Origin of the sequence: Komagataeibacter xylinus, from assembly GCF_009834365.1 — a bacterium.
Lineage (GTDB): Bacteria > Pseudomonadota > Alphaproteobacteria > Acetobacterales > Acetobacteraceae > Komagataeibacter > Komagataeibacter xylinus_D.
Genome location: NZ_CP041348.1, coordinates 3,206,888 through 3,233,750, shown reverse-complemented (window position 1 = coordinate 3,233,750; position 26,863 = coordinate 3,206,888). Strand labels below are relative to the sequence as shown.

At 64.5% G+C, this 26,863-nt stretch carries 24 protein-coding genes; 19 read left to right on the top strand and 5 right to left on the bottom strand.

What is annotated here, in order from left to right; genetic code table 11:
* The first annotated feature begins 105 nt into the window (after positions 1–105).
* From FMA36_RS15475 to FMA36_RS15425, 11 genes are all read left to right on the top strand, one after another.
* Positions 106–1,479: an NAD-dependent succinate-semialdehyde dehydrogenase gene (locus FMA36_RS15475; protein ID WP_159263181.1), complete on the top strand. Its 1,374-nt coding sequence runs from the start codon at positions 106–108 to the stop codon at positions 1,477–1,479.
* A 116-nt stretch (positions 1,480–1,595) separates the two neighbouring features.
* Positions 1,596–2,573 carry a threo-3-hydroxy-L-aspartate ammonia-lyase gene (locus FMA36_RS15470; protein ID WP_206065127.1) on the top strand — a complete coding sequence of 326 codons (978 nt, stop codon included), beginning with the start codon at positions 1,596–1,598 and terminating at the stop codon, positions 2,571–2,573.
* 199 nt (positions 2,574–2,772) lie between these two features.
* Entirely contained in the window at positions 2,773–3,606 is an 834-nt protein-coding gene (locus FMA36_RS15465; protein WP_240906405.1) for an urease accessory protein UreD, read from the top strand.
* A 34-nt stretch (positions 3,607–3,640) separates the two neighbouring features.
* A complete protein-coding gene (locus tag FMA36_RS15460; RefSeq protein WP_078527481.1) occupies positions 3,641–3,943 on the top strand; it encodes an urease subunit gamma in 303 nt (100 codons plus the stop codon).
* Positions 3,927–4,271: an urease subunit beta gene (locus FMA36_RS15455; RefSeq protein WP_206065125.1), complete on the top strand. Its 345-nt coding sequence runs from the start codon at positions 3,927–3,929 to the stop codon at positions 4,269–4,271. Before FMA36_RS15460 ends, FMA36_RS15455 begins: the two co-directional genes overlap by 17 nt.
* Complete coding sequence (gene ureC, locus FMA36_RS15450) at positions 4,268–5,974, top strand: urease subunit alpha (protein WP_159263180.1); 1,707 nt, start codon at positions 4,268–4,270, stop codon at positions 5,972–5,974. Before FMA36_RS15455 ends, ureC begins: the two co-directional genes overlap by 4 nt.
* On the top strand, positions 5,974–6,489 hold the full coding sequence (locus tag FMA36_RS15445) for an urease accessory protein UreE (RefSeq protein WP_159263179.1): 516 nt from the start codon (positions 5,974–5,976) through the stop codon (positions 6,487–6,489). The genes ureC and FMA36_RS15445 overlap by 1 nt, the downstream gene beginning before the upstream one ends.
* A 10-nt stretch (positions 6,490–6,499) precedes the next feature.
* A complete protein-coding gene (locus tag FMA36_RS15440) occupies positions 6,500–7,165 on the top strand; it encodes an urease accessory protein UreF (protein ID WP_159264042.1) in 666 nt (221 codons plus the stop codon).
* Positions 7,162–7,776, top strand: a complete 615-nt coding sequence (gene ureG, locus FMA36_RS15435; RefSeq protein ID WP_159263178.1) for an urease accessory protein UreG — start codon at positions 7,162–7,164, stop codon at positions 7,774–7,776. Before FMA36_RS15440 ends, ureG begins: the two co-directional genes overlap by 4 nt.
* A gap of 236 nt (positions 7,777–8,012) precedes the next feature.
* Entirely contained in the window at positions 8,013–9,209 is a 1,197-nt protein-coding gene (locus FMA36_RS15430) for a porin (protein WP_408885661.1), read from the top strand.
* Between the two features lie 67 nt (positions 9,210–9,276).
* Complete coding sequence (locus tag FMA36_RS15425) at positions 9,277–9,717, top strand: hypothetical protein (protein WP_159263177.1); 441 nt, start codon at positions 9,277–9,279, stop codon at positions 9,715–9,717.
* Positions 9,718–9,785: 68 nt separating this feature from the next.
* Here the strand turns inward: FMA36_RS15425 and FMA36_RS15420 are convergent, their stop codons facing one another.
* Together FMA36_RS15420 and FMA36_RS15415 are read right to left on the bottom strand one after the other, a co-directional pair.
* Complete coding sequence (locus FMA36_RS15420) at positions 9,786–10,679, bottom strand: response regulator transcription factor (RefSeq protein ID WP_159263176.1); 894 nt, start codon at positions 10,677–10,679, stop codon at positions 9,786–9,788.
* On the bottom strand, positions 10,676–13,996 hold the full coding sequence (locus tag FMA36_RS15415) for a hybrid sensor histidine kinase/response regulator (RefSeq protein WP_159264038.1): 3,321 nt from the start codon (positions 13,994–13,996) through the stop codon (positions 10,676–10,678). Before FMA36_RS15415 ends, FMA36_RS15420 begins: the two co-directional genes overlap by 4 nt.
* 138 nt (positions 13,997–14,134) lie before the next feature.
* Between FMA36_RS15415 and urtA the strand changes: the two genes are divergently transcribed.
* From urtA to FMA36_RS15375, 8 genes are all read left to right on the top strand, one after another.
* Complete coding sequence (gene urtA, locus FMA36_RS15410; protein WP_159263175.1) at positions 14,135–15,475, top strand: urea ABC transporter substrate-binding protein; 1,341 nt, start codon at positions 14,135–14,137, stop codon at positions 15,473–15,475.
* Entirely contained in the window at positions 15,468–17,072 is a 1,605-nt protein-coding gene (gene urtB / locus FMA36_RS15405) for an urea ABC transporter permease subunit UrtB (protein WP_159263174.1), read from the top strand. The genes urtA and urtB overlap by 8 nt, the downstream gene beginning before the upstream one ends.
* Complete coding sequence (urtC, locus tag FMA36_RS15400; protein WP_159263173.1) at positions 17,069–18,208, top strand: urea ABC transporter permease subunit UrtC; 1,140 nt, start codon at positions 17,069–17,071, stop codon at positions 18,206–18,208. The genes urtB and urtC overlap by 4 nt, the downstream gene beginning before the upstream one ends.
* Positions 18,205–18,945: an urea ABC transporter ATP-binding protein UrtD gene (urtD, locus tag FMA36_RS15395; protein ID WP_159263172.1), complete on the top strand. Its 741-nt coding sequence runs from the start codon at positions 18,205–18,207 to the stop codon at positions 18,943–18,945. The genes urtC and urtD overlap by 4 nt, the downstream gene beginning before the upstream one ends.
* 35 nt (positions 18,946–18,980) lie before the next feature.
* Positions 18,981–19,676, top strand: coding sequence for an urea ABC transporter ATP-binding subunit UrtE (gene urtE / locus FMA36_RS15390; protein ID WP_159263171.1), 696 nt, complete (start codon positions 18,981–18,983; stop codon positions 19,674–19,676).
* Between the two features lie 23 nt (positions 19,677–19,699).
* A complete protein-coding gene (locus FMA36_RS15385) occupies positions 19,700–20,674 on the top strand; it encodes a HoxN/HupN/NixA family nickel/cobalt transporter (RefSeq protein WP_159263170.1) in 975 nt (324 codons plus the stop codon).
* Between the two features lie 255 nt (positions 20,675–20,929).
* The gene (locus FMA36_RS15380) at positions 20,930–22,405 is read left to right on the top strand and encodes a flavin-containing monooxygenase (RefSeq protein ID WP_159263169.1); all 1,476 of its coding nucleotides are present in this window, start codon (positions 20,930–20,932) and stop codon (positions 22,403–22,405) included.
* A 59-nt stretch (positions 22,406–22,464) separates the two neighbouring features.
* On the top strand, positions 22,465–23,448 hold the full coding sequence (locus tag FMA36_RS15375) for a LysR family transcriptional regulator (protein WP_159263168.1): 984 nt from the start codon (positions 22,465–22,467) through the stop codon (positions 23,446–23,448).
* A gap of 23 nt (positions 23,449–23,471) precedes the next feature.
* Here the strand turns inward: FMA36_RS15375 and FMA36_RS15370 are convergent, their stop codons facing one another.
* Genes FMA36_RS15370 through FMA36_RS15360 form a run of 3 tightly spaced genes read right to left on the bottom strand, consistent with a single transcriptional unit; the run spans position 23,472 to position 26,862 of the window.
* Complete coding sequence (locus tag FMA36_RS15370) at positions 23,472–25,097, bottom strand: dipeptide ABC transporter ATP-binding protein (RefSeq protein WP_240906402.1); 1,626 nt, start codon at positions 25,095–25,097, stop codon at positions 23,472–23,474.
* On the bottom strand, positions 25,094–25,918 hold the full coding sequence (locus tag FMA36_RS15365; RefSeq protein WP_159263166.1) for an ABC transporter permease: 825 nt from the start codon (positions 25,916–25,918) through the stop codon (positions 25,094–25,096). The genes FMA36_RS15370 and FMA36_RS15365 overlap by 4 nt, the downstream gene beginning before the upstream one ends.
* Positions 25,915–26,862 (bottom strand): ABC transporter permease, encoded by a 948-nt coding sequence (locus tag FMA36_RS15360; protein ID WP_159263165.1) that lies wholly within the window; start codon positions 26,860–26,862, stop codon positions 25,915–25,917. Before FMA36_RS15360 ends, FMA36_RS15365 begins: the two co-directional genes overlap by 4 nt.
* Position 26,863: the final 1 nt, after the last annotated feature.

The window sequence follows — 26,863 nt, the reverse complement described above, 5'->3', positions numbered from 1 at the left end:
AATCTGCAACCAATGAGCGGCAACCCGTTGGCGCGTTTACACAACACCAACCCTTGCCCGGCTATAAAGCCATCCATGCCCGCAGCTTGTTAAGGATATGACGAGATGAGTAGTCCCTACCGCACCATTAATCCCGCCACCGGCCAGACGGAAAAGGTCTTTGACCTGCATGATGACAAGGAAATGCTGGCCCGGCTCGATACCGCCCATACGTTCTGGGAGAATGACTGGCGCCGCCGCACCATTGCCCAGCGTCGTGACATCATGCTCAAGGCTGCCGAGATCCTGCGCCGCGACAAGGAAAAGCATGCGCGTCTGATTTCCATCGAAATGGGCAAGATCCTGCCCGAGGCCATCGCCGAGATCTCCCTCTCAGCCGATATTCTGGCCTATTATGCCGAGAAGGCCGAGACCTTCCTCGCCCCGCGCGAACTGCCGGTGTCGCAGGGTCATGCCAGTGTAACCAGCGAGCCGCTGGGCATCATCTACTGCGTGGAACCGTGGAACTTCCCTTACTATCAGCTTGCCCGCGTGGCAGCGCCGAACCTGATGGCGGGCAATGTCGTCATGGTCAAGCACGCGCCGGGCGTGCCGCAATGCGCCGAGGCGTTCGAGGCGCTGTTCCGTGAAGCCGGTGCGCCTGCTGGGGCCTATACCAACCTGTTCATCACCAATGACCAGTCGGAAAAGCTGATCGAACGCCCCGAAATCCGTGGCGTGGCACTGACCGGCAGCGAACGCGCCGGCAGCGCCGTGGCTGGCCAGGCAGGCCGCGCGCTCAAGAAAAGCACGATGGAACTCGGCGGGTCGGATGCCTTTATCGTGCTTGATGATGCCGATCTCGACACGGTCATCCCGCTTGCGGTGCAGGCGCGCATGTCCAATAACGGTCAGGTCTGCACGGCGGCCAAGCGCATGATCGTGCACAAGTCGCTCGTTGAGGAATTCACCTCGCGCCTGAAGGTCGCGATCAATGACTTCAAATACGGCGACCCGCTCGAGCAGGGCGTGACCCATGGCCCGATGAGCAGCCAGGTGGCGATGGAACATGCCGTGGCACAGGTGGAAAAGGCCGTGGCGCACGGGGCAAGCCTCGTTGTGGGCGGCAGGCGCATCGAGCGCGAGGGCTTCTTCATGAAGGCCGCGATCCTGACCAATGTGACCAAGGACAACCCGATTTTCTATCAGGAAATCTTTGGTCCCGTCGCCATCATCTACTCGGTGGGCAGCGAGGATGAAGCCGTAACACTGGCCAATGATTCGCCATACGGTCTTGGCGGCTCCATCCAGACCAGCGACGTGGAACGTGGCCGCCGCGTGGCCGCCAGAATCGATACGGGCATGGTCTTCATCAACAGCGTGACAGGCACGGCACCCGACCTGCCGTTTGGCGGTATCAAGAACTCCGGCTATGGCCGTGAACTTTCGGAATTCGGCATTGAGGAATTCCTGAACCGTAAGCTCGTCCACACACCCTGAGCCATCAGGCACCGACCGCTCCCATCATGCGATGGGGCGGTCGTCCTGACATTATCCCTGGCTGCCGTAACGGAACCGGGCCATGCTGGTGGCCTTGCCACGTTGGGGGAGAAGGGATGATGCACGCACTACCGGTATTTGCAGATGTGGTCGCGGCGGCAGCGCGGATCAAAGGCCGGGCGCACCGTACGCCGGTCCTGACATCGCGGTATTTCGATCGTGCGAGCGGCACGACGCTGTTCTTCAAGGCCGAGAATTTCCAGCGCGTCGGCGCTTTCAAGTTTCGTGGTGCCGCAAATGCCATTGCCGCCCTGCCGCAGGCCGTAAGGCAGCGCGGGGTGGTGGCGTTTTCATCGGGCAATCATGCTCAGGCCGTGGCCAGTGCCGCGCAGGATGCGGGCATACCCGCCACCATCGTCATGCCTGAAGATGCCCCGGCCATGAAGCTTGCCGCGACCCGCGGGTATGGCGCGGAAGTGATCCCCTATGACCGCTACACGCAGGACCGCCAGACAATCGCCACCGCCATAGCCAATGAGCGTGGTGCCACCGTCCTGCCCCCCTTCGACCATCCTGACATCATAGCCGGTCAGGGCACGGCAGCACTCGAACTGTTTGAGGAAACCGGCCCGCTTGATGCGCTGTTCGTGCCCGTTGGCGGCGGCGGGCTGGCCTCGGGCTGTGCACTCGTGGCCAATACGGTAGCGCCGGACTGCGCGGTGATTGGCGTGGAACCGGCAGCGGGCGATGATGCGCGCCAGTCATTGGCGGCAGGGCATATCGTGCAGATTCCGGTGCCCCATACCCTTGCCGATGGCGCACAGACAACCGCCATCTCGCCCCTGACCTTTGCCCTCATGCGCCAGTACGTGCGCGATATCGTCACGGTGGATGACGCGGCCCTTGTTGCAACCATGCGCCTTCTGGCCGAGCGGATGAAAATTATTGTCGAGCCGACCGGCTGCCTCGGCGTGGCAGGCGCGCTTGCCGCAGCGCCCCGGTGGCAGGGCAGGCGCATCGGCGTGCTGGTTTCTGGCGGGAATGTGGACATGACGCGCTTTGGTCAACTGGTGCAGACCGCGCAGCCCGACTGACCCCGCGTGTAGAAAAGTTTCTGGTGAAGCTTTTTTCAACAGGCTTTGAAGAACGTAGTCTTTATTTACAAGGCAGTATCAGGCAGAGCGCTCAAAAGCCTATGTTCCCAAGCAGGCGCATGGCGGGGAATGCGTAATTTTACGCAATGGACGTACTCCGTCCGGCTGCTACGATGGTCCTGATAGTGTCGGGACAGAAATGAACGCGGGAATAACCTCACTTCAGCGTGCAAGGGGGCAGTTCGGGCTGGAAGTCAGGGCCGATGGTTTCCGCACCCGCATGGCCGATCTGGTGCAGGCCGGCTGCTGTCGGCTGCTGTTTCCGCGCGTGCAGGGTAACGGGCTGGAAGCTGCCACGGTCAATATCTCCGGCGGCATCGCGGCGGGGGATCAGATCCGCGGGCGGCTGGCCTGTGGCCCCGGCACGGACCTGCTGGTCACATCGCAGGCCGCCGAGCGGATCTACCGTGCCCGCCCTGACGATGGTCCGGCGGAAATGACGGTTGCCTGCCATGTCGGTGCTGGCGCACGGCTGGAATGGCTGCCCCATGGCACGATCTTTTTCGATGGCAGCCGCCTGCGCCGCCACATGGTGGTGGATATGGCGCAATCCGCCACCTTCCTGTTTCTTGAAAGCCGGATATTCGGCCGCCTTGGCGCGGGCGAGCAGCTTGCCAGCCTGCATGTGCGCGATCGCCTGACCATAAGGCGCGAGGGCGAACTGCTGCTCGAAGACATGCTGCGGCTGGAAAGCACCGATGTAACGGCCCTGCTGGCCCAGCCCGCCATGGCTGCAGGGCAGGGGGCGGTGGCAACGCTGGTGCTGGCCAGCCCGCAGGCGATGGACCTGCTGGCCCCGGTGCGTGACCTTCTGGCGGCACCGCAATGCGCGGGATTTGCCGCTTCGGCATGGAACGGCATGCTGGTGGTGCGCGGCGTGGGCGCGGGGGGCTGGGCGCTTGAGGGGGCTTTGCGTCACATCCTGCCTGCATTGCGGGCCGGGCGGCCCATGCCATCCACATGGCGGTCATGATACAGCACAGGCAGGCAAGGAGACGGAGCACGACATGAAGCTGACACCAAGGGAAAAGGACAAGCTGCTCATTGCCATGGCAGCCATTGTCGCCCGCCGCAGGCTGGAGCGCGGCGTGCGGCTGAACTACCCCGAGGCCGTGGCCCTGATTACCGACCATGTGGTCGAAGGCGCGCGCGACGGGCTGAGTGTGGCCGAACTGATGGCCAGCGGCGGCCACGTGCTGACCCGCGCGCAGGTCATGCCCGGCGTGGCCGAGATGATCCATGATGTTCAGGTCGAGGCGACCTTTCCCGATGGCACGAAACTGGTGACAGTCCATGACCCGATACGCTGACCCCCTGCCCGAAGGCGCCGTGCCGGGCGAAATCCTGACTGATGAGGGCGAAATCACCCTCAATGCAGGCCAGCCCCGCCGCACCCTGCGGGTAACCAATACTGGCGACCGCCCCGTGCAGGTCGGCAGCCATTATCATTTTGGCGAGGTCAATCCGGCCTTGCACTTTGACCGGGCACAGGCGCTGGGCTGGCGGCTTGACGTGCCATCGGGCGGGGCGGTGCGCTTCGAGCCGGGGCAGGAGCGTGATGTAACGCTCGTGCCGCTGCGCGGCCTGCGGCGCGTGATCGGCTTCAGGGGCGATGTAATGGGGAGTGTGGAACCATGACGCGTCTGACCCGGCATGATTACGCGGGCCAGTTCGGCCCCACTACCGGCGACCGCGTGCGGCTGGCCGATACGAACCTTGTGGTGGCGGTGGAAAAGGACTTCACCATCTATGGCGAGGAAGTGCGCTTTGGCGGCGGCAAGACCATCCGCGATGGCATGGGTCAGTCACAGGCCACGCGCGCGCAGGGGGCGGCGGATACCGTCATCACCAATGCGCTGATCATCGACCATTGGGGCATCGTCAAGGCGGATGTCGCGCTGCGTGACGGGCGCATTGCCGCCATTGGCAAGGCAGGCAACCCCGATATCCAGCCCGGCGTGGACATCATCATCGGGCCGGGCACGGAAATCATTGCGGGCGAGGGCAAGATCCTGACCGCAGGCGGCATTGACAGCCATATCCATTTCATCTGTCCCCAGCAGATCGAGGAGGCGCTGGCATCGGGCATCACGACCATGCTCGGCGGCGGCACGGGGCCTGCCACAGGCACGGCGGCCACCACCTGCACGCCGGGGCCGTGGCACCTGGCGCGCATGCTGCAGGCGGCCGATGCTTTTCCCGTCAACCTCGCATTTGCGGGCAAGGGCAATGCCTCGCGCCCCGAGGCGCTGGAGGAAATGGTGCGCGCGGGCGCAAGCTGCCTCAAACTGCATGAGGACTGGGGCTCCACCCCCGCCGCCATTGACTGCTGCCTCAGTGTTGCCGACCGGATGGACGTGCAGGTCATGATCCATACCGATACGCTGAACGAAAGCGGCTTTGTGGAGGACACGATCGCAGCCTTCGAGGGCCGCACCATCCATGCCTTCCATACCGAGGGCGCGGGTGGCGGCCATGCGCCCGACATCATCAGGGTTGCGGGGCTGCCCAACGTGCTGCCGTCCTCCACCAACCCCACGCGGCCCTATACGCGCAACACGCTTGATGAGCATCTGGACATGCTCATGGTCTGCCATCACCTTGACCCCAGGGTGCCCGAGGACATCGCGTTTGCCGAGAGCCGCATCAGGCGCGAGACCATCGCGGCGGAGGACATCTTTCACGACATGGGCGTGCTGTCCATGATGTCATCGGACAGTCAGGCCATGGGCCGGGTGGGCGAGGTGCCGCTGCGTACATGGCAGACCGCCCACAAGATGAAGCAGCAGCGTGGCGCATTGCCCGGTGATGGTGCGGCTGACAACAACCGCGTCAAGCGCTACATCGCCAAATACACCATCAACCCGGCCATCGCCCACGGCCTGTCGCATGAGGTGGGGTCTATCGCGGTGGGCAAGCTGGCCGATCTGGTGTTGTGGGAGCCTGGGTTCTTTGGCGTAAAGCCCGATCTGGTCATCAAGGGCGGGGCCATTGCCTATGCCATGATGGGCGACCCCAACGCCTCCATCCCCACGCCGCAGCCGGTGCATGGCCGCATGATGTTTGGCGGCTATGGCGGCGCGCGCACCCATACCAGCCTCACCTTCGTGTCAAAGGCGGCACTGGAGGATGATATCGGGCGCAGGCTGGGGCTGCAAAAGGGCCTTTCCGCCGTGTCGGACACGCGCGGCGGCATTGGCAAGCGCAGCATGATCCATAACGATGCCATGCCGCATATCGAGGTTGACCCCGAAACCTACGAGGTGCGGGCCGATGGCGTGCTGCTGACCTGCGAACCTGCCGATATCCTGCCCATGGCCCAGAGGTATTTCCTGTTCTGATGACCCGTGTCGCCAAAATCCTGCCAGCGGGAAGCTGGCCCGTGGCCGAGGCCTCGGATGTGTTCGCCGCTGATTATGAAGGCCGCCACCGCAGGCGCATGATGCTCGCCCTGCGCTCGGGGGCGCGCGTGCTGCTTGAACTGGAACAGGCGCGCCTGCTGGCCGATGGCGATGGGCTGATGCTTGATGATGGCTGCATCATCCGCGTGGAAGCCCTGCCCGAAGACCTGATGGAAGTCACCGCCCATGACCCGCTGCACCTGCTGCGGCTGGCATGGCATCTGGGCAACCGGCACCTGCCCGCCGCCATTGAGCCGCAGCGCATTCTTGTGCGCCATGACCATGTCATTGCCGATATGATCACGGGCCTTGGCGGGCATGTACACCGTGTCAGGGCGGCCTTTGACCCCGAAAGCGGGGCCTATGCGGGACGGGGGGCGGCGCACGGCCATGAGCACCACCACGACCATGCCCACCCGCATGATCATGGTGGTCACGCCCATTCGCATGACTGAGCCCGCAGGCATGGCCGGGCAGGATTTCCTGCGGCTGCTCTCATGGGTGTCGCCCGCTTTCCCCACGGGGGGGTATGCCTACAGCCACGGGCTGGAATGGGCGGTAGAGCGGGGTGACGTGCGTGATGTGGAAAGCCTGTGCGCATGGGTTGGCGCGTTGCTGCGCCATGGCAGCCTTGGCAATGACCTGATCATTGTGCATGCGGCATGGCAGGCGGGGGAGGATGATGCCCGCCTGCGCGAGATTGCCCGCTTTGCCTGTGCCTCAGCCTCCTCGCGCGAGCGGTATGAGGAGACGGTGTATCAGGGCGAGGCCTTTTTGCGGGCGGCGGCGGTGTGGAATGTCGTGCCGCCCAGGGCAGCGCTGGCGGGCACGCGCTGGCCGCTGCCTGTAGTGCAGGGGCTGGTGTTTCGTCGTGGTGGCGTGGCCGTGGGGCAGGCTGTGCTGTCGGGCGGGTATGCGGCAGTGGCAGCATTGGTGTCGGCTGCCGTGCGGCTGGTGCCGCTGGGCCAGACCGATGGGCTGCACGCGCTGGCCCGGCTTGAATCCGTGCTGGCGCAGGCGGCAGGGCAGGCTATGCGCCAGACGCTGGACGATGTGGGCGGGGCGTGTTTTGCCGCCGACCTCGCCGCCATGCATCACGAAACCCAGGAAACGAGGTTGTTCAGAACATGACAAAAGCAAAGCACGGCCCGCTGCGCGTGGGTATTGGCGGCCCGGTGGGCACGGGCAAGACAGCATTGATGGATGCGCTGTGCCGCCGCTTTCGCAATGAATACAATATCGCTGCCATCACCAACGATATCTATACACGTGAGGATGCGGAGTTCCTGACCTGCGCGGGCTCGCTCCCGCCCGAGCGCATCATGGGTATCGAGACCGGCGGCTGCCCGCACACGGCCATACGCGAGGATGCCAGCATCAACCTAGCCGGCATTGCGGAGCTGACGGAGCGCTTTACCGGGCTGGACCTCGTGCTGGTGGAAAGCGGGGGCGACAACCTTGCCGCCACCTTCAGTCCTGAACTGGCTGACCTGACCATTTACGTCATTGATGTCTCGGCAGGTGACAAGATCCCCCGTAAGGGCGGTCCCGGCATTACGCGCAGCGACCTGCTGGTCATCAACAAGATCGACCTTGCGCCGCATGTGGGCGCTGACCTTGGGGTAATGGAACGTGACAGCAGGCGCATGCGCGGGCAGCGGCCTTTTGTGTTCGCCAATATCCGCGCAGGCGAGGGGGTGGAGGACATTGCCCGCTTCATCATCGAGCAGGGCGGCCTGTAACAACTCTTGCTTTGAAGTAATGAAAGTTTTTTGGTGCCGCCTTTTTTTAAAAGGCGGCTTTTTTGATATCTGCATGCCCGTGGCCAGTACGGGATGGCATGTTTGGCCTCGCGTTGGTGGCATGAATAAGCTCATAAACGGCCATTATAAGTAATTTCACGCATCACGCCCTGATGGTGCAATTTCGTAATGTTTCCCTGTCGCCGGTCGGTGACCGCAGCCACAAGGGGATGTTCATGATTGCGCTTGTGTCCCGGTTCAGGATGAGCCGGAAGAAGAAACTGCTGCGTTGCGGCAGTATCCTGTCGGCCTGTGTGGCGCTTGGTGCCAGCATGCCCCATGCCCGCGCGGCCACCACGGTCAACTTTGGCAAGGACCAGTTCTTTACGCTGGGCCTGGGCGTGCGCGCGCAGTATCTGAGCCACGACACCACCATACCGGGCAACAAGGATGCGGCAAGTGCGAGCGACCTGCGTATCTACATGGGTGCGCAGTTCCACAAATACGTCAAGTCAACGCTCAATCTCGAACGCCTGCGCGATGGCAACTGGAACGTGCTCGATGGCGTGCTGCAGTTCGAGCGGTGGAAGGCGTTCAATATCTGGGGCGGGCGCATGCTCACGCCAAGCGACCGTTCAAACCTTGATGGGCCTTACTTTCTGAGCACCTATGCGTTTCCGATCGTGTCGCAGTATCCGGGCGCGTGGTCGGGGCGTGATGATGGCATCTCGGTATGGGGCAAACTGCTCAAGGACCGTTTCCGCTATGTAGCCGGTGTCTATCGCGGGCATAACTGGGTGCGCGGTGGCTCCAATTATGGCGAGCACCCGCTCTTTGCCGCGCGCATGGAATACAACTTCCTCGACCCCGAGCCGTCGCCCGCCTACTACACGGCCAGCACCTATTACGGCAAGGCCGACATCCTGGCCATTGGCCTTGCAGGCCAGTACGAAACCGATGGCGTGGGCACGGCGCAGGACAAGGGCGACTACAAGGCATGGAATGTTGATGGCCTGTTTGAAAAGCGCATTGGCGAGGGCGCGAAATACGGCGTCTATACGCTCGAGGGCGCGTATTACCAGTATTATACTGGCGGCGTGAAGGATATCGCGGCAGGCTACGGCCAGCGCTCGGCCGATTATGGCAATGTGGGTGGCGTGAATGATGGCACGGCCTTTCTGGCCAGCACGGCGTACCTCATTCCATACCGGCTGGGCTGGGGGCGCATCCAGCCGCTGGTGCGCTACCAGCAGTTCCGCTTCAAAAAGGATATGTACGGTCCCGGCCACCCCAAGACCACCCAGCTCGATCTGGGCGGTAACTATGTAATGGATGGCCACAACCTGCGCTTTACGTTCGATTATGTGCGCTACAAGCCCATGGGCACGCGCGCGGTGGGGGCTTTTTTGCTGGGCATGCAGTTCCAGTACTGAAAACGGCTGGCCTGTTCATGTCATTTTATCAGGCGGCAGGGCTGACCCACCGCCGGGAGAAATCGGAATGCTGACCCTCAAGCGAAACGCCACGTATGGCTTCGCCCTGCTGGCAGGGATCATGGGCGCGGGCCTCGCACAGGCCGCTCCCGCCCCCGAAAAAATGGATTGCCGCCACCTGCTGGCCGAAGATGTGCGCCTGTCGGACCGGCTCACTGCCCTCAGCCACAGCGAAGCCCGGGCCGAGGCGCAGGACAAAGCTCCGGCGGAGAAGGGATTTTTTGTCAAATTCGATCCTGTGCCGGGTTTCGGCATCATGAAAGGGGCAACGCTTGCACCTGCGGGCCACCCGATCAGGGAAGATGCCACCGAGCGCAGCCTTGATCAGGTGCGCCAGAAACTGGCAGTCATACGCGGCCACGAGCAGCGCAGGATGTGCCCCGAAATCGGTGCGCCCGACATGCAGCAGGACCGCCTTTCGGATGATGCAGCGCGGGCCGTGCCCTGAAACCCTAAAAGTTGTTGAAAAAAGGTAGCGCCCGGGAGCTCAGTATATGATTTCCGGGCATCTGGCCTTTAGCGCTCCTGCAGCAGGCGCGATGCGGTAGCCGCCGCAGCAGCCCGCGTGCTCAGCCCGGTCTTGTTGTAGATCTGCTCGATATGCTTGTCGATCGTGCGCGGGCTGACCTGCAGGATATCGGCAATGTCACGGCTGGTCTTGCCGCGCGAGATCCACAGCAGCACCTCCGCCTCGCGCGCGCTCAGGCCCAGACGGTCCTGCAATATGCGCTGGGGGAAAAGCGGCTGCCGGCTGATGCGCAGCAGCAGTTCATCCGGCCCGCTCATGCCCACAAGGGTCAGAACCAGTTCGTTTTCACCCACATTATGGCGCATGAGCACGCCGCCAGACGCGGGCAGGGGCGTGGGCAGGGGCAGGGCCGTGCCTCCATCGCTCGCGTCTGGCAGTTCGCGCAATACCAGTCCTGCCTGCGGCGTGGCCCATAGCACATCACCCGCATGGCTGGTGGCCAGCAGGAAGCGGCCCGCATGGTCAAGCGCTCCATGGGCGGCGCGGATACGCGCGGCTGATTCCATGCGCACGCCAATGCGGGCCATGACTTCCTCCAGCCGCAGGGGTTTGGTCACGTAATCGGCGGCACCGGCCTCAAAGGCGCGGATTACATGCTCGGTCTCGGTCAGGCCGGTCATGAAGATGATGGGCACAAGATTCAGGCGCGGGTCATCATGCAGCGCCGCGCAGACTTCCCACCCGTTCATGCCGGGCATGAGGGCATCGACCATGATCAGGTCCGGCACGGTGCGCGCCACCACGGCAAGCGCTGCCATGCCGGACTGCGCCAGCAGCACCGTATAGCCGCCATCAGTCAGTTTTTCGTCCATCAGGCCCAGAACGGCCGGGTCATCATCAATGACAAGAACGGATTTGCGGGATGGATCGGGCACGGTCATGGCGTGGGTCGCTCCAGGTGGTGTCGCAAGGCTTCAAGCTGGTAGGACGTGGCAAGGACCAGCAGCGGTTCGATTGCACCGCTGAGGGCCGGATGCTGGTCGCGCAGGGTGGTCAGGTGGGCGCGCAGGTGGCGCAGGTTGCCGCCATCAAGCAGGGCCAGCAGGGCCGCGCGCTCCGCCTCGGGCAGGGTGGTGGGGGTATCTGTATCTGGTGGCGCCAGTGGCGCCGTGTCAGGCTCATCAGGGGCCGGAAAGATCCATTCAAGGCCCAGCATCTGGCCCATCTTGGTGACCAGAACCGACAGGTTCACCGGCTTGCCCAGCACGGGGCAGTCCTCAAGGGAGGGGACATGGCGGTTGGCACTTTCCACCAGGTTGCCGGTCAGGAACATGATCGGCACGCGGGCATGGGCCGAGCGGCGGATGCGCAGGGCCAGATCGCGCCCGTCCATGCCCGGCATGGACAGGTCGAGCAGCAGCAGGTCGGGCTGCACCAGCGGCAGGCGGTCGAGGCATTCCGCCCCGCTTTCCGCTCCTTCAAAGGCAAAGCCGCAGCGTTCAAGGATCTCGCGCATGATCAGGCGGTGCTCGGCATTGTCATCGACCACCAGCACCGTGCGGCGTGGCCCTTCATACCCGGTGGGGAAGGCGGGCAGGCGCGCGGGCAGTTCCACCTGCCGGTCAGAGAGCATGAGCCGCACCCTGAAGCGCGAGCCCTTGCCCGGCGTGCTGGTAAAGGTCAGTTCGCCGCCCAGAATTTCGGTCAGCAGCCGGGTGATGGTTAGTCCCAGCCCGGTGCCCGGCACGCCCGCGCTGGCACTTCCGCGCTCAAAGGGCTCGAAAATGCGGGCATGGTCTTCCTCTGCAATGCCGGGGCCGGTGTCTTCTATGATGAATTCCGCAATCTGCCCCTGCCACCTGGCCGAGAACGTGACCGTGCCCTGCCGGGTGAACTTGACCGCGTTTGACAGCAGGTTGAGCAGGATCTGGCGCAGGCGGTGCTCATCGCACGTCACCACGGCAGGCAGGTAGCCGGGCCGCCATATCAGCTCCAGCCCGCGCGCCTGTGCCTGCGGGCGGATCATCTGGGCGACTGATTCCACAAAAGCGGGCAGGGCGATGGTATCGGCATGCAGTTCGATCCGCCCGGCCTCGATGCGCGAGATGTCAAGCAGGCCTGAAAGGATGCTGGTGATGTGCTCGCCACTTTCGCGCATGATGCCCAGCGCCTGGTGGCGCTCGGGCGGCAGGCGCGTATCGTGCTGCAGGAGCTGGATATAGCCCATGATGGCGTTGAGCGGCGAGCGGATCTCGTGGCTGATGCCGCTGATGTAGCGGGTCTTGGCCAGGCTTGCGGCCTCGGCCTTTTCACGCGCCAGCTTCAGCGCATGGTCGGTGCGGCGGCGGGCGCGGATCTCGTTCATGAGCTGGCGGGTCTGGTGCAGGGTCTCGCGCGTGGCGGTGCGCCGCCCCTGCTGCGCCATGACCAGCAGCCACGCGCCCACCGTGCCCGCCAGAAAGACCGGCACCATGATGCCACGCCACGCATGGCCCGTTGTCCATGCCAGCAGCCCCATGCCCAGCGCCATGCCAGCCAGCATGAGCGTAAAGCGCCCCGCAGGTGCGACAAGCCAGCGGCGCAGGCGGGGCGGCAGGGCGCGGAGCGGGGCGGCAAGCTGGCTGCCCATGCGGGTCGAGACGGGCTTGCAGCGGTCGCGGCAGCGCCCGTCGAGCGAGCAGCACAGCGAGCAGATTGTGCCGCCATAGGCGGGGCAGGGGGCCATGTCCCGTGCCTCGAAGGTGTGTTCGCAGATCACGCAGGTCATGGCGGGCCGGTCGTTCCAGCCCGCGGGCTGCGGGCGGGCCAGATAGGTGCGCCCCCCGGTCAGCCACGCCAGCACCGGTGCTGCGCCAAAGGCCACCACCAGTGTCAGGAAGGGGGCATAGGCCGCGGCCATGGGGCCCAGATAGCCCATAAAAGCCGTAACGCCCGTGCCTGCGGCAATACCCCATGCCCCAAGACCTACAATGTTGAAGTCCGGCAGTAGCGCGCGCTTGAACTCGACAAAGGGCGGGCTCAGGCCAAGCGGCTTGCACAGCGCCACATCCCCCAGTATCGCGCCGATCCACGCGCAGGCCAGAACGCCATACAGCGTTATGCCGGTCTGGATGGTGCTGACCAGCCCGGCCTCCATCAGCAAAAGCGCAATCATGACATTGAAGATGACATAGAACACCCGGCCCGGATGGGTATGGGTCAGGCGCGAAAAGAAGTTCGACCACGCCAGCGACCCGGCATAGGCATTGGTGATGTTGACCTTGACCTGCGCCAGCGCCACCAGGGCCACCGTCAGCGCGGTTGCCACCGGGGCGGGGGTGAAGCTGCCCCAGGCAAAACGGTACATCACTCCGGGCTGCACCGCCTGCAGCGGTGAAAAGCCCGCCCGCAGCACCACCCATGCCAGAAACGACCCCGCCAGCAGCTTGAAGGCATCAAGCACCACCCAGCCCGGCCCGCCCAGCAACAGCGCCGTCCACCACTGCCGCCGGTTGCAACGCGTGGGTTCGGGCAAAAAGCGCAGGAAGTCGATCTGCTCCGCACTCTGGCACACCAGCACGATCATGAGCGAGGCAGCGGTGCCCACGGCAAGGGGGTCGATGCGCCCGGGCGCCCCGTAAGACGTGCTGAAATGCGTCCACTGCCCCAGCAGGTCGGGGTGGAGGCCCGCCATCACCACAAGGGGAATGAGGTTGAGGGCCAGCCAGACCGGCTGCGTCGCGATCTGGAAGCGGGCGATGAACGTGATGCCCCACGTGACCAGCGGAATGATGATGACCGCGCACAGCAGATACGCCAGCCACAGCTTCATGCCCAGCAGCCCGTGCAGCGTGCCCGCCAGGATCGCGGCCTCAAGCCCGAAGAAGATGAAGGTGAAAATGGCATAGAGCAGCGAGGTGATGGTCGAGCCGATATAGCCAAAGCCGGTGCCGCGCGTGAGCAGGTCGATATCCAGCCCCGCGCGCGCAGCCGTTGCGCAGAGCGGCAGGGTAATGGCGAAGATGACAGCCGTGACAAGCGCTATGGCCGCAGCCGTGTTGGCAAAGCCGAAGGCCAGCGTGAGCGTGCCGCCCATGGCCTCGAGTGCGAGGAACGAGATGGAGCCCAGTGCCGTGCGCGCCGCCCGCATTGGCGTGGCCATGCGTGCGCTGCGCGCGGTAAAGCGCAGCGCGTAGTCCTCGAATGTCTGGTCGGCGGCCCAGCGGCTGTAGGCCCGGCGGGGGCGCACGATGCGCAGGCGGCTGGTCGGGTGCGGCAAGATCACGGCTTTCGGGCGTTACGGGTGGCAGCGTGCATGATCGTAACGGAAAGCCCGTGGAGGACATACGCAGGAATGCGTATGGGAAGCGCTTTTATGTACGCCGACAATGCACCCAGCAGCAAAGGACCGTTCATCATGCCCGTTAAACTGCCTCACCTTTCCCGTCGTGCGTTCGGACGTCTTGCCCTTGCCTCCTCGGCGGCTGCTGTGGGGGGCATGTGGCGCGCGGCACCGGCGCGGGCGGCAGCGCCTGCGGGCGAGCCGATCAGGGTTGGCATCCTGCATTCGCTCTCCGGCACCATGGCCATCAGCGAGACCACGCTCAAGGACGCCATGCTGATGCTGATTGCCGAGCAGAACCGCAAGGGCGGACTGCTTGGCCGCCCGCTTGAGGCGGTGGTGGTGGACCCTGCCTCGAACTGGCCGCTCTTTGCCGAGAAGGCGCGCCAGCTCCTGTCGGTGGACAAGGCATCGGCCGTGTTCGGCTGCTGGACCAGCGTTTCACGCAAGTCGGTGCTGCCGGTGTTCGAGGAACTCAACGGCATCCTGTTCTATCCCGTGCAGTATGAAGGCCAGGAGTGCAGCCGCAACATCTTCTACACCGGTGCGGCCCCCAACCAGCAGGCCATACCGGCGGTGGACTACCTGCTGAGCGAGGATGGCGGGGGTGCCAGGCGTTTCGCGCTGGTGGGCACGGATTACGTCTATCCGCGCACAACCAACCAGATCCTGGTCAATTACCTCAAGGCCAAGGGCATCGCGGAAGCCGACATCATGGTCAACTACACGCCGTTCGGGCAGTCGGACTGGCAGACCATCGTCTCGCAGATCAAGGCCTTCGGTTCCGCGGGCAAGAAGACCGCCGTGGTCTCGACCATCAATGGCGATGCGAACGTGCCGTTCTACAAGGAGCTGGGCAATCAGGGCATTTCGGCCACCGACATCCCGGTCATGGCCTTCAGCGTGGGTGAGGAGGAACTGGCCGGCATGGATACCGCCCCGCTGGTGGGCCAGCTTGCCGCGTGGAATTACTTCGAGAGCATCGATACCCCGGCCAATACCGCCTTCATCAGGCAGTGGCATGAATTCACCAAAAACCCCAAGCGCACCACCAATGACCCGATGGAGGCGCATTATATCGGCTTCAACATGTGGGTGCAGGCTGTAACCAGGGCAGGCACCACCGATCATGACAAGGTGATTGATGCCATGATCGGCATCCGCCAGCCCAACCTGACCGGCGGCGTGGCTGAAATGCTGCCCGACCACCATCTGACCAAGCCGGTCTATATTGGCGAGATACAGGATGACGGGCAGTTCTCGGTCGTGTGGAAGACCCCGGCACTCGTGCCCGGGCAGGCCTGGTCGCCGTGGGTGCCGGAAACGAAAGACCTGATCGGCGACTGGCGTAAGCCCATTGCCTGCGGCAACTACAACACCGCCACCAAGACCTGCCTCGGGCACAGGCATGCATAAGCTCCGTACCACCTGCCTGCTGGCGGCGCTGTGGCTTGGGGCCATGGTGTTGCCGGGCCACGGCGCGCGGGCGGATGCCTTTGCTGACCTGGCCAGCCCGCAGCTTGGGGCGGTAACGGCAGCCATCTCCACCCTTGCCGCGTCAGATGACCCGCAGGCAGGGGCGGTATTGCAGGCGCTGGGCGAGCGCAACCTGTTCGCAGCCCCTGATGGCAGCGTGTATATCCGCCACGGTGAAAACTACATCGACGCCCGTACGGGCCAGCCCGCAGCGTCCGTGCCGGAGGGGCTGAAGCCGATCCGTCTGAACAACCGCATCCGCACGGCACTTGCGGGCGCGCAGGCGGGCAGGGACCTGCTTGCACCCCAGCCCGCAACGCGGCTCAGGGCGGCCGATGCGCTTTACGCCCGCCACGACCCGGCCATGCTGGCAGTGGTGGAACACGCCCTTGCGGTGGAAAAGGATGCAGCCGTGCGCACCCGGCTTACGGAGGTGCGGGCCGCAACCATTCTGGGCCAGCCCCCCGCCCCCGATGCGCTCCAGCCCCGGCTTGATGCCGTGCGTGCGCTGGGTGCAGTGGGTGGCGCGCAGGCGCGTGGCATCCTGGCAGGGGTTGCCCAGTCCGATGCGGAAGCGCCAGCCGTGCGCCATGAGGCGCAGCAGGCCGTATCGCGCATCGACTGGCACCTGCGTGCCTGGGGCGTGGCGCAGAATGCCTTTTATGGCCTGAGCTACGGCTCGGTGCTGCTGCTTGCGGCTACGGGGCTCGCCATCACCTTTGGCGTGATGGGCGTGATCAACATGGCTCATGGCGAGATGATGATGATCGGCGCCTATGTGACATGGATGGTGCAGCAGGCCATTCGCGCCACCATCCCTGCGCTGGAGCCGGTGGCCATTGTGGTGGCCATTCCGGTGGCGTTTTTGGTGTGTGGGGCGCTTGGCATCGTGATCGAGCGCGGGCTGATCCGCTTCCTGTATGGCCGCCCGCTCGAAACCCTTCTGGCTACGTGGGGGCTTTCGCTCATCCTGCAGCAGGCGGTGCGTTCCATTTTCGGGCCGACCAACATCGCGGTGCAGACGCCGGGCTGGCTTTCAGGCTCGGTTGCGGTGGGCGGCATGGACATTACGCTCAACCGGCTGGCCATTCTGGTCTTTGCGGGGCTGGTGCTTGGCGGGCTGATGCTGGTGCTGCGCCGCACGTCGCTGGGGCTGCAGATGCGCGCGGTCACCCAGAACCGCCGCATGGCGGCGCTGATGGGCATCCGCACGCCACGGGTCGATGCGCTGGCCTTCGGGCTTGGGGCCGGGCTTGCCGGGCTTGCGGGCGTTGCGGTCAGCCAGATTGACAATGTCAGCCCCAATCTGGGGCAGTCCTACATTATCGACAGCTTCATGGTGGTGGTGTTTGGCGGGGTCGGTAATTTGTGGGGCACGCTGGCGGCGGCCCTGGCGCTGGGCATGGGCGGCAAGGTGCTGGAGCCGACCATTGGCGCGGTCTCGGCCAAGATCGCCATTCTCGTGCTGGTCATTCTCTACATCCAGCGTCATCCGCGCGGCATGTTTCCCGTGCGCGGGCGGGGAGTTGAATCATGAACCCGTTTTCAACCCATGCCCCGCGCTCCCTGCGCGGCGTGATCTGGATGGCGGTGGCCGTGGTGGTGGCGGCAGGCGGGCTTGCCGCAGCAAGCCTGCTGCCCGAGGGCAATCCGCTGCATGCCTCTGCCTTCGTGGTGTCGCTTGCGGGTAAATACCTGTCCTATGCCATGCTGGCGCTGGCGGTGGATCTGGTGTGGGGCTTTGCGGGCATCCTCACGCTGGGGCATGCTGCGTTCTTCGCGCTGGGGGGATATGCCATGGGCATGTACCTCATGCGCGAGATCGGAGCCCGGGGCGTTTATGGCAATGCCAGCCTGCCTGATTTCATGATCTTCCTCTCATGGAAGAACCTGCCGTGGTACTGGTGGGGTTCGGAGCATTTCGCATGGGCCGCCGTGCTGGTTGTGGCGGTGCCGGGGCTGCTGGCTGGCGTGTTTGGCTGGCTTGCCTTCCGCTCGCGTGTGTCGGGGGTGTATCTGTCCATCATCACGCAGGCGCTGACCTATGCGCTCATGCTGGCGTTTTTCCAGAATGGTCTGGGCTTTGGTGGCAATAACGGCCTGACCGACTTCAAGGACATTCTCGGCGCCGACCTGCACGCGCCGCATACCCGCGCGGTGCTGCTGGTGGTGACCGGGCTGCTGCTGGCCGCAAGCCTGCTGGCGGCGCGTTTTGTGGTGGGCAGCCGTTTTGGCAACCTGCTGGTAGCCGTGCGCGATGCCGAAAGCCGCACCCGCTTCCTGGGCTACCGCCCCGAGCAGGCCAAGCTGCTGGTGTGGGTGTTCTCGGCCATGATCGCAGGGCTGGGGGGCGCGCTGTATGTAACACAGGTTGGCATCATCAACCCCGGTGAGTTTGCGCCTGCCAATTCCATCGAATCCGTCATCTGGGTGGCGGTAGGTGGTCGTGGCACGCTGTGCGGGGCCGTGCTGGGGGCCATACTGGTCAATCTGGGCAAGACGCTGTTCACCGCCTGGCTGCCGGAGTTCTGGCTGTACGGGCTGGGGCTGCTGTTCATCTGCACCACGCTGTTCCTGCCCAACGGGCTCATGGGGCTGTGGCGGCATGTCCGTAAAGCGCCGCCGGAGGAAGTCACACCTGAAGTGGCGGATACGCAGGGAGATGAGGCATGACCGATGACCTGCTGCTCGACATGCGCGATGTAAGCGTGACGTTTGATGGCTTTCGCGCCATCAACAGCCTCAGCCTTGCGCTGCGCCCGGGCGAGATGCGTGCCATCGTAGGCCCCAATGGCGCGGGCAAGACGACGATGATGGACATCATCACCGGCAAGACCCGGCCCGATACCGGCACCGTGCGCTTTCAGGGCCGTGACCTGACCCGGCTGGATGAACCCGCCATCGCCCGGCTGGGCATTGGCCGCAAGTTCCAGAAGCCCACCGTGTTCGAGGCGCTGAGCGTGACCGAGAACCTGCTGCTCTCGCTCAAGGGCGTGCGCTCGCCCTTTGCCGTGCTCATGGCCCGCCGCAGCGAAAGCGAGCGCGAACGCATCGACCACCTCCTGCGCCTGACCCGGCTGGAAGCCATGGCCGACCAGCCCGCGGGCGGCATGAGCCATGGGCAGAAGCAGTGGCTCGAGATCGGCATGCTCATGGGCCAGGAGCCTGACCTGCTTTTGGTGGATGAACCCGTGGCGGGCATGACCGATGCCGAGACCATGGCCACCGCCGATCTGCTGCGCGAGATCAACCGCACCCGCAGCGTGGTGGTGGTGGAGCATGATATGGATTTCGTACGCGCCCTGGGGGTTGACGTAACGGTGCTGCATGAAGGCAGCGTGCTGGCCGAAGGCACGCTGGATGCGGTCAGCGCCGACCCGCGCGTGATCGAGGTCTATCTTGGGCGCTGAGGGGCGCCGCACGGGCTTGAAGGGAGGCTACGCACATGCTCGAGGTTAACGATGTGCACCTGCATTATGGCGCGGCGATTGCCCTGCGGGGCGTCTCGCTCGCAGCAGGGGCAGGGGCGGTCACCTGCGTGCTCGGCCGCAATGGCGTGGGCAAGACCAGCCTGATCCGCGCCATAACCGGCATGCATGCCACAAGTGGCGGCACGATCATGTGGGAGGGCGAGGATATTACCCGGCTCGCAGCCTACGACCGCGCCCGCCGTGGCATTGCCACCGTGCCGCAGGGGCGCGACATCTTTCCGCTGCTCAGCGTGCGCGAAAACCTTGAAACCGGCTTCGGCCTGCTGCCACGCGGGCAGCGCCGGGTGCCTGATGAGATATTCGACCTGTTTCCCGTGCTGGCCAAAATGCTCGACCGGCGTGGCGGCGACCTGTCGGGCGGGCAGCAGCAGCAGCTTGCCATTGCGCGCGCGCTGGTCATCCGCCCGCGCCTGCTGGTGCTTGATGAACCGACCGAGGGCATCCAGCCCAGCATCATCAAGGATATCGGCACCATCATCGGCATGCTGCGCGATAGGGGCGACATGGCCATCGTTCTGGTGGAGCAGTATTTCGATTTTGCCTATGAACTGGCCGACACGATTGCCGTGCTCGACCGGGGCAAGGTAGTGCTGGCAGGCCAGGCGTGTGACCTCGTGGCGGAGGATGTGCGCGCCTACATCACCATCTGACCAGCGGGCGGAAAGAGATCGATATGTTCAGCAATGCCCGGTATGGAGCAGGCCCCATTCTATGCGCCCTGCTGCTGGCCAACCTGGCGGCATGGGCGTGGGCCACAACCATGCTGGGGGCCTCGCCCGTTCTGCTGGGGGCCGCCGGGCTGGCATGGACATTTGGCCTGCGGCACGGACTTGACGCCGATCATATCGTGGCGATTGACGTGGTAACGCGCAGGCTCATGCGGGCGGGGCGCGCGCCTTCGCTGGTGGGGCTGTTCTTCTCGCTTGGTCATTCCACCGTGGTCGTTCTCGCCACCCTTGCGCTGGTGGTGCTGCCCGTGCCGGGCTGGCTGGAGCGATGGCATGTGGTGGGCGGAAATTTCGGCACGCTGGTCTCGGCAGTGTTCATGCTGGTGGCGGTCATGGCCAATGCCCGTATGGCCATGCACCAGTGGCGGGCCCTGCGCCAGCCTGCTCCGTTGCCTCCTGCTCCCTCCACGGGCTTTGTGTCCGGGCAGGTGGGGCGGTGGATTGGCCGGAGCTGGCAGATGTATCCGCTCGGCTTTTTGTTCGGGCTGGGGTTTGATACCGCAAGTGAAATCGGCCTGCTGGGCATGGCGGCGGTTCAGGCCCACCATGGGCTGGGCCTTGCGGGGGTCATGGCTTTTCCACTGCTTTTTACGGCTGGCATGGCGCTGGTTGATACGCTGGATACCCTGCTGATGTGCCGCGCCTATGGCTGGGGCATGCGCTCGGGCCGCAGGCGTGTGGCTTATGATCTGGGTATCAGCCTTGTCTCCCTTGTGGCGGCGGCAGGCATTGGCGCGATTGAACTTGGGCAGAAGGCGTTGGGTACTGCGGCGGATGGCAACCTGCTCATGCGGGGGCTGATGGCGGCTGGCGACCATCTGGCCGGGTTGGGGGCGGGCATCGTGCTGGTTTTTCTGGCCCTGTGGGGTGGTGCCGTTGTGGTCAGCCGCAGGCAGGCCAGTCGTATCGCGTCGCCCTGACAGGCGGTTGGGCCGGAGCGTCTTTTTTTTAAGATCGTGTTGCGTGCGGTTTTGTCATGCGGGTGCATGGCGGGTGATATGGGCGACCTCTATTATGCATTTTATGCAATGAAGATATTATTTAACGCAAAATACGCATGATTTTCCTTGATCTGCAGGGAAGGAATTTTTACGTTTGTGGCCAGCATCATGGGCTTTTTCCGGCATGGTTCGAAGCATGGCCCCGGCAGCGCAGTGTTTTAGGAACGACGATCAATGACGTTTTCTCAGCCACCCGAAATTCCCGGCGGTCTTGCAGGGCTGGAAAGCCGCGTGCGGCAGGATCTGGCCTGGCTGGACCTGCCCACCCGCTCATGGGTGCCCGAACGCTGCGTGGACGGGCGGCACGTGCTCGATGTGGTCGTGATCGGCGGTGGCATGGCGGGGCTTACTGCGTCGGGTTACCTCAGGCGCTACGGGCTGCTCAACCATGTCGTGCTGGATCAGGCGCAGGCAGGGCAGGAGGGGCCATGGGTCACCTATGCCCGCATGACCACGCTGCGCTCGCCCAAAACACTGTCCGGCCCATGCATGGGGCTGCCGAGCCTGACCTTCCGCGCGTGGTACGAAGCGCGTTTTGGTGTTGTTGCGTGGGATGGGCTGGACAAGATCCCCCGCGAGACATGGATGGCCTATCTGGAATGGCTGCGCCACGTGCTCGACCTGCCGGTGCGCAATGGCGTCACCCTGACCAATGTTACGCGCACAGCCGATGGCGTGCTCGCGCTGACGGTGGTGCAGGATGGCGTAACCGAAACCCTACTGTGCCGTCATCTGGTGCTGGCTACGGGGCGTGACGGGCTGGGCGGCAGCTACGTGCCGCCGGTCATTGCTGCCCTGCCGCGTGATTACTGGCGCCATTCAGCCGACCCCATTGATTTTGAAGCCCTGAAGAACCGCCGCGTGGTGGTGGTGGGCGCAGGCGCTTCCGCCATGGATAACGCCGCCACTGCACTTGAGGCAGGGGCCGCGCGGGTGGATATGATCATTCGGCGCGACACGCTGCCTGCCGTTAACAAATTCACCGGCATTGGCAGCATGGGCGTGGTGCAGGGTTTTGTCGGCCTGCCCGATGGGTGGAAATGGCGTTTCATGGATACGGTGCTCGATGCCCAGACCCCGCCGCCACGGCCAAGCGTGCTGCGGGTGTCCAGCCATCCCAATGCCTTTTTCCATCTGTCCTGCCCCATCGACCGGCTTGAAGTGGCAGCCAATGCCGTGCGCCTTCACACCCCGCGCGGCGTGATGGAGACCGATTTCATCATCGCGGCCACCGGCTTCTGCTCCGACCTGTCCCGTCGGCCTGAACTTGCAGCCATGGCACCGCATATCCGGCTGTGGAAAGACCGCTTTACGCCCACGGCGCAGGACATGCCCTCGGGCCATGTCAGCGCGGAACTGGCAACCTCGCCCGATCTTGGGCCGGGGTTCGAGTTTCTTGAAAAGGTGCCCGGTTCGTGCCCGTGGCTGAAATACGTGCACTGCTTCTGCTTCCCCGCCACGCTTTCGCACGGCAAGGTCAGCGGCGATATTCCGGCCATAAGCGACGGGGCCGAGCGCCTTGCGCGCCATATCACCCGCGCCCTGTTCGTGGAGGACCGCGAAACCCATTACGCCAACCTCGTGGCGTTCGACACGCCCGAACTCAGGGGCGATGAATGGCATGATACGCCTCTCCCTGCGATAGGGTGAGGGGAGGCCTGCCGCGTTTGCGTTTGCTGGCATGATCGTTGGTGGTTAGCATGATGAGCATGGATAGTGCGCTTCCCGACCTGAGACAGCTTGAGGCCTTCTGCGCCGTCATGGCCACTGGCAGCATGACCGGGGGCGCACGGCTTGTGGGCCGCTCGCAATCCATGGTCACGCGCATGGTGCAGGACCTTGAGGCGGGGCTGGGCTTTACGCTGTTCCACCGCAATGGGCCGCGTATTACCCCCACCGAGCAGGCCCTGCGTTTTCAGCCCGAGGCTCTGGCCCTGCTGGGTGGCGTGCAGCGCCTGCGCGAAAATGTGCATGCCATTGCCCACGATGTGGAAAATTCCCTGCATCTATGCGCCATCCCGGCACTTGCGGCGGGCCTGCTGCCCATGGCGCTGGGCCGCCTGCCGCAGGGTAACCTCCCACGTGAGGTGCATGTGCGCAGCGTCCCGGCGGATGAGGTGGTGCGTGCCGTAGGCCGCCGGGATGCAACATTCGGGCTGGTCAGTTTTCCCTTCAACCACCCTGGCGTGACCCTGCAATGGATCGGCATGGCGCCCTGTGTTGCGGTCATGCGGGCAGATGACCCGCTCGCCGCCCATGCGCGTATCAGCCTGCATGATCTGGCCGAAAGCAGGCTGCTGACGCTGGCCAACCCGTTCAGGATACGCAACACGATCGAACGCGCCTTTGCGCAGATGGGCTGGACGCCCGCCACCATCATGGATGCCAACATGGCTACGGTGCTGATGGGGCTGGCGCGGGCGGGCCTGGGCGTGGGCATTGTCGACCCCGTAACCGCAGGTGCGTTCCAACAGCCTGATCTGGCCATACGCCCGCTGGATGTAAACCTGCCGTTCTTTTTTGGCGTGGTGACACCGGCGGGCCTGACCCCGTCACCCGCGCTCAAGGCCCTGTCAGGCGCGGTGGAGGAGGCTGCCCGCACCCTCATGCCCGACCTCAGGCGCTACACCCATGAAAGCGCTGACCTGATTGAAAGCGCTTTGTACGGCACGGAACCGGTCGAGGACGCCTGATAAGTTTTGGATGCGGCCTTTTTTCAGGCCAGCATGGCCGGGCGCACCAGGTTACGGCCGGGTATCGCCGCGAGCAGGCGCTTTGTGTAGTCATCATGCGGTGTGGAGAACACGGTCTCGGTCGGGCCATGCTCGACCTGCTCGCCCGCGCGGATGATCGAGACGGTATCGGCAATGCGCCGCACCACGGCCAGATCGTGCGATACGAACACATAGGTCAGGTTAAGCTGCTGTTGCAGCGTTTCAAGCAGGGTCAGGATTTCAGCCTGAACCGATACGTCAAGTGCGGAGACCACTTCATCGAGAATAAGGATTTTGGGCTCGCATAACAGCGCGCGCGCAATGGCCAGGCGCTGGCTCTGCCCGCCAGACATGCTGGCCGCCCGGCGCTCGAGCACGGCAGGCGGCAGTTGCACCCGCTCCAGCATGGCCCGGACCCGCATTGCGCGCGCGCTGCGGTCATGCAGGCCCGCATTGATGAGTGGCTCGGCCAGAATATCGGCCGCCCGGCTGCGCGGGTCGAATGATACATGCGGGTTCTGGTAGACAAACTGCACCGCGCGGCGCAGTGCGCGCCGGGCGGCTCCTTCAATCTGTGCCGGGTTTTCGCCAAGGATATGGACCGACCCACTATCAGGCGTAATCAGCCCCAGCAGGCAGCGCAGCAGCGTGGTCTTGCCCGAGCCGGATTCCCCCACGATGCCGTGGGTCTGCCCGGCCACCACGTTAAAGGAAATATCGCGCACCGCCCTGTGCCCCGGCCTGCCGCCAGCACCCTTGTAGGCATAGGTCAGGTGCGAGACGACAATCGCATCCTCCCGCGGGCCTTCCGCGCGGCGGGGGGCACGTGCTTCATGGAACAGGGGCAGGTCGGCCAGCAGGCGGCGGGTATAGGGCGTGCGCGGATTGGCGAACAAAGCCTTTGTCTCGCCGGTTTCGCACAGTGTGCCATGCTGCAGCACGGCCACGCGATCGGCCTGCTCGCTGGCCAGGCCAAGGTCGTGGGTGATGAATAGCATGGCGGTGCCCATCTCGTGGCGCAGTTCGGCCATCAGCGCCATGATCTGCACCTGCACCGATACATCAAGCGCGCTGGTGGGTTCATCCGCCACGATCAGGGCCGGGCGCTGGGCAATGGCGGCTGCAATCAGCACGCGCTGGCGCATCCCGCCCGAGAGTTCATGCGGGTACTGATGCAGCCGCCGCTCCGGCTCCTTTATGCCCACGCGGTCAAGCAGGCCCACCAGCATGCGTCGCGTGTCGACCGTGGAACTGGGTGCATGCAGGTGCACCGCCTCGACAAGCTGGGCGCCGATGGTGCGCACGGGGTCGAGCGAATGGGCCGGGTCCTGCGGAATGAGGGCCACCCGCGCGCCACGGATGCGGCGCAGCGCGCGCTCGGGCAGCCCCACGATTTCAGTGCCATCCACCCTGATCGAGCCACGCTGGATGCGGGCGCTTTCGGGCAGCAGGCCCAGTATGGCCCGACCCAGCGTTGACTTGCCCGAGCCGGATTCACCCACCAGCGCCAGCATCTCGCCCGCGCGGACCTCAAGAGACACACCCTTGAGCGCATGGTGCGCGCTGCCGCGGCTTTCATACACCACATCAAGGTCACGGATGCCGAGCTGGGGGGTATCAGCGTTCATTGGTCCACCCTTATGGCGCGTGACAGCAGCGTTGCCGCCCATGCGGAAAAGATGATGGCAAGGCCGGGGAAGGTGGTCAGCCACCAGGCGGTTGCAAGGTAGTTGCGGCCTTCGGTAATCATCAGGCCCCATTCCGGCGTGGGCGGTGAGGGGCCATAGCCCAGAAAGCAGATGGTCGATATGGCCAGAATGGCCGTGCCCAGCCGCAGTGTTGCCAGCGACAGCGCGGGGGCAAGGCTGTTGGGCACGATATGGCGCCACACCACCTGCCAGAAGGTGGAGCCGATGCCAAAGGCGGCCTCGACATATTCGGTCGCGCGCACGCGCACCACCTCCGTGCGGATCATGCGCGTAAAGCCCGCCACCTGGCTTATGCCCACGGCAAAGGCCACATGCGTCGCCCCCGGCCCGATCAGGGTAATGATGCTTAGTGAGAGAAAAAGCTCGGGGATGGCCAGCACCATGTCCGCCCCCGCAAGGATGGCGCCCGACAGCCTGCGCCCGCCCAGTCCTGCTGCAAGCCCCAGCGGAATGGCCACCAGCAGGCTGATCGCAACCGCCAGCACGGCGGCGGACAGGGTGGAAAAACTGCCATGCATGATGCGCGAGAACACATCGCGCCCGAACTGGTCCGTGCCAAACCAGTGTGCGGCGGATGGTGCCATGAGCCGCTCGCCCGTCTGGCCTGCCAGCGGGTCAAGCCGGGTGAACAGGTCAGGGCACAGCGCCACGAGCACCAGCACAAGCACGGGCAGCACGCCAAGCAGGCGCGGCAGTGTCACGTCATGGCGCTGACGCCATTGTGCCAGGGCCGTGTTCATGCAGCTCCTCCTGCCTGCGTACGGCGGATGCGCGGGTCGATCAGCGGATGGAGCGCATCAACGGTGAAGTTGATGATCACGAACCCGGCTACCGAAATAAGGATGATGGCCTGCAGCACCGCCACATCCTGGTTGGCCACGGCCTGCTGGGCCAGTTGCCCCAGCCCGTCCAGCCCGAACACGGTCTCGGTCACCACAGCACCGGCCAGGATCTCGCCAAACACCAGCCCGCTTATGGTGAGCGTGGGCGGCAGCGCGTTGGGCAGCACATGGGCGTAAAGAATGCGCAGCGGCGAGGCGCCGCGCGCGCGCAGCACGTCAATGAAGGGCTGGGCCATGACCCGCTCCGCCGCGCTCAGGAATACCTGCGTCAGTGGTGCCGAGATGGGAATGGCAAGCGCCAGCCCCGGCAGCAGCACCGCCGTCCAGCCCGAAACGCCCACCACCGGCACCAGCTTCCAGTGAAACGAGACCAGTTGGATCGCCACGATTTCAAGCCAGAAGACGGGAATGCCGCTCGCCAGCCCCGGTACCAGCCGCAGGGCCGCGCGCAGGGGGCGCAGGGGCGCAAGCAGGGCAGCGGTGGCAAAACCCGCGGCAAGCATGATCGCGCCGCCAAAGCTCACCACTGCAAGGCGCAGCGTGGTGGGGTAGGCGGCGTGCAGCATGCGGCTGACCGGCACCCCGGTCTCGATGGAATAGCCAAGCTGGCCTGCCAGCGTGCGGCCCAGCACATGGGCATATTGCACGAAGGCGGATTCATCAGCACCATAGCTTGCACGGATATCGCTGATCTGCTGCGGGCTGAGGCCGAGTTCGGGGTCCTGGAACTTGATCAGCACGGCATCGCCCGGCATGACCTGCAACAGCACGAACGAGAGCGTGAAGGCCCCCCAGAGCACCAGCAGCGCCTGGGCAGCGCGGGAGAGAATATAGCGTGTCATG

Bases quoted from the DNA above. Each gene is read 5' to 3' on its own strand.
- FMA36_RS15460 (WP_078527481.1), top strand. From the start codon at position 3,641: ATGAAGCTGACACCAAGGGAAAAGGACAAGCTGCTCATTGCCATGGCA.
- FMA36_RS15440 (WP_159264042.1), top strand. From the start codon at position 6,500: ATGGCCGGGCAGGATTTCCTGCGGCTGCTCTCATGGGTGTCGCCCGCT.
- urtE (WP_159263171.1), top strand. From the start codon at position 18,981: ATGCTCGAGGTTAACGATGTGCACCTGCATTATGGCGCGGCGATTGCC.
- urtB (WP_159263174.1), top strand. From the start codon at position 15,468: ATGCATAAGCTCCGTACCACCTGCCTGCTGGCGGCGCTGTGGCTTGGG.
- FMA36_RS15425 (WP_159263177.1), top strand. From the start codon at position 9,277: ATGCTGACCCTCAAGCGAAACGCCACGTATGGCTTCGCCCTGCTGGCA.
- FMA36_RS15370 (WP_240906402.1), bottom strand. From the start codon at position 25,097: ATGAACGCTGATACCCCCCAGCTCGGCATCCGTGACCTTGATGTGGTG.
- FMA36_RS15470 (WP_206065127.1), top strand. From the start codon at position 1,596: ATGATGCACGCACTACCGGTATTTGCAGATGTGGTCGCGGCGGCAGCG.
- FMA36_RS15465 (WP_240906405.1), top strand. From the start codon at position 2,773: ATGAACGCGGGAATAACCTCACTTCAGCGTGCAAGGGGGCAGTTCGGG.
- FMA36_RS15455 (WP_206065125.1), top strand. From the start codon at position 3,927: ATGACCCGATACGCTGACCCCCTGCCCGAAGGCGCCGTGCCGGGCGAA.
- urtD (WP_159263172.1), top strand. From the start codon at position 18,205: ATGACCGATGACCTGCTGCTCGACATGCGCGATGTAAGCGTGACGTTT.
- FMA36_RS15360 (WP_159263165.1), bottom strand. From the start codon at position 26,862: ATGACACGCTATATTCTCTCCCGCGCTGCCCAGGCGCTGCTGGTGCTC.
- FMA36_RS15380 (WP_159263169.1), top strand. From the start codon at position 20,930: ATGACGTTTTCTCAGCCACCCGAAATTCCCGGCGGTCTTGCAGGGCTG.
- FMA36_RS15385 (WP_159263170.1), top strand. From the start codon at position 19,700: ATGTTCAGCAATGCCCGGTATGGAGCAGGCCCCATTCTATGCGCCCTG.
- urtC (WP_159263173.1), top strand. From the start codon at position 17,069: ATGAACCCGTTTTCAACCCATGCCCCGCGCTCCCTGCGCGGCGTGATC.
- ureG (WP_159263178.1), top strand. From the start codon at position 7,162: ATGACAAAAGCAAAGCACGGCCCGCTGCGCGTGGGTATTGGCGGCCCG.
- FMA36_RS15475 (WP_159263181.1), top strand. From the start codon at position 106: ATGAGTAGTCCCTACCGCACCATTAATCCCGCCACCGGCCAGACGGAA.
- FMA36_RS15365 (WP_159263166.1), bottom strand. From the start codon at position 25,918: ATGAACACGGCCCTGGCACAATGGCGTCAGCGCCATGACGTGACACTG.
- FMA36_RS15420 (WP_159263176.1), bottom strand. From the start codon at position 10,679: ATGACCGTGCCCGATCCATCCCGCAAATCCGTTCTTGTCATTGATGAT.
- FMA36_RS15375 (WP_159263168.1), top strand. From the start codon at position 22,465: ATGGATAGTGCGCTTCCCGACCTGAGACAGCTTGAGGCCTTCTGCGCC.
- FMA36_RS15430 (WP_408885661.1), top strand. From the start codon at position 8,013: ATGATTGCGCTTGTGTCCCGGTTCAGGATGAGCCGGAAGAAGAAACTG.
- urtA (WP_159263175.1), top strand. From the start codon at position 14,135: ATGCCCGTTAAACTGCCTCACCTTTCCCGTCGTGCGTTCGGACGTCTT.
- ureC (WP_159263180.1), top strand. From the start codon at position 4,268: ATGACGCGTCTGACCCGGCATGATTACGCGGGCCAGTTCGGCCCCACT.
- FMA36_RS15445 (WP_159263179.1), top strand. From the start codon at position 5,974: ATGACCCGTGTCGCCAAAATCCTGCCAGCGGGAAGCTGGCCCGTGGCC.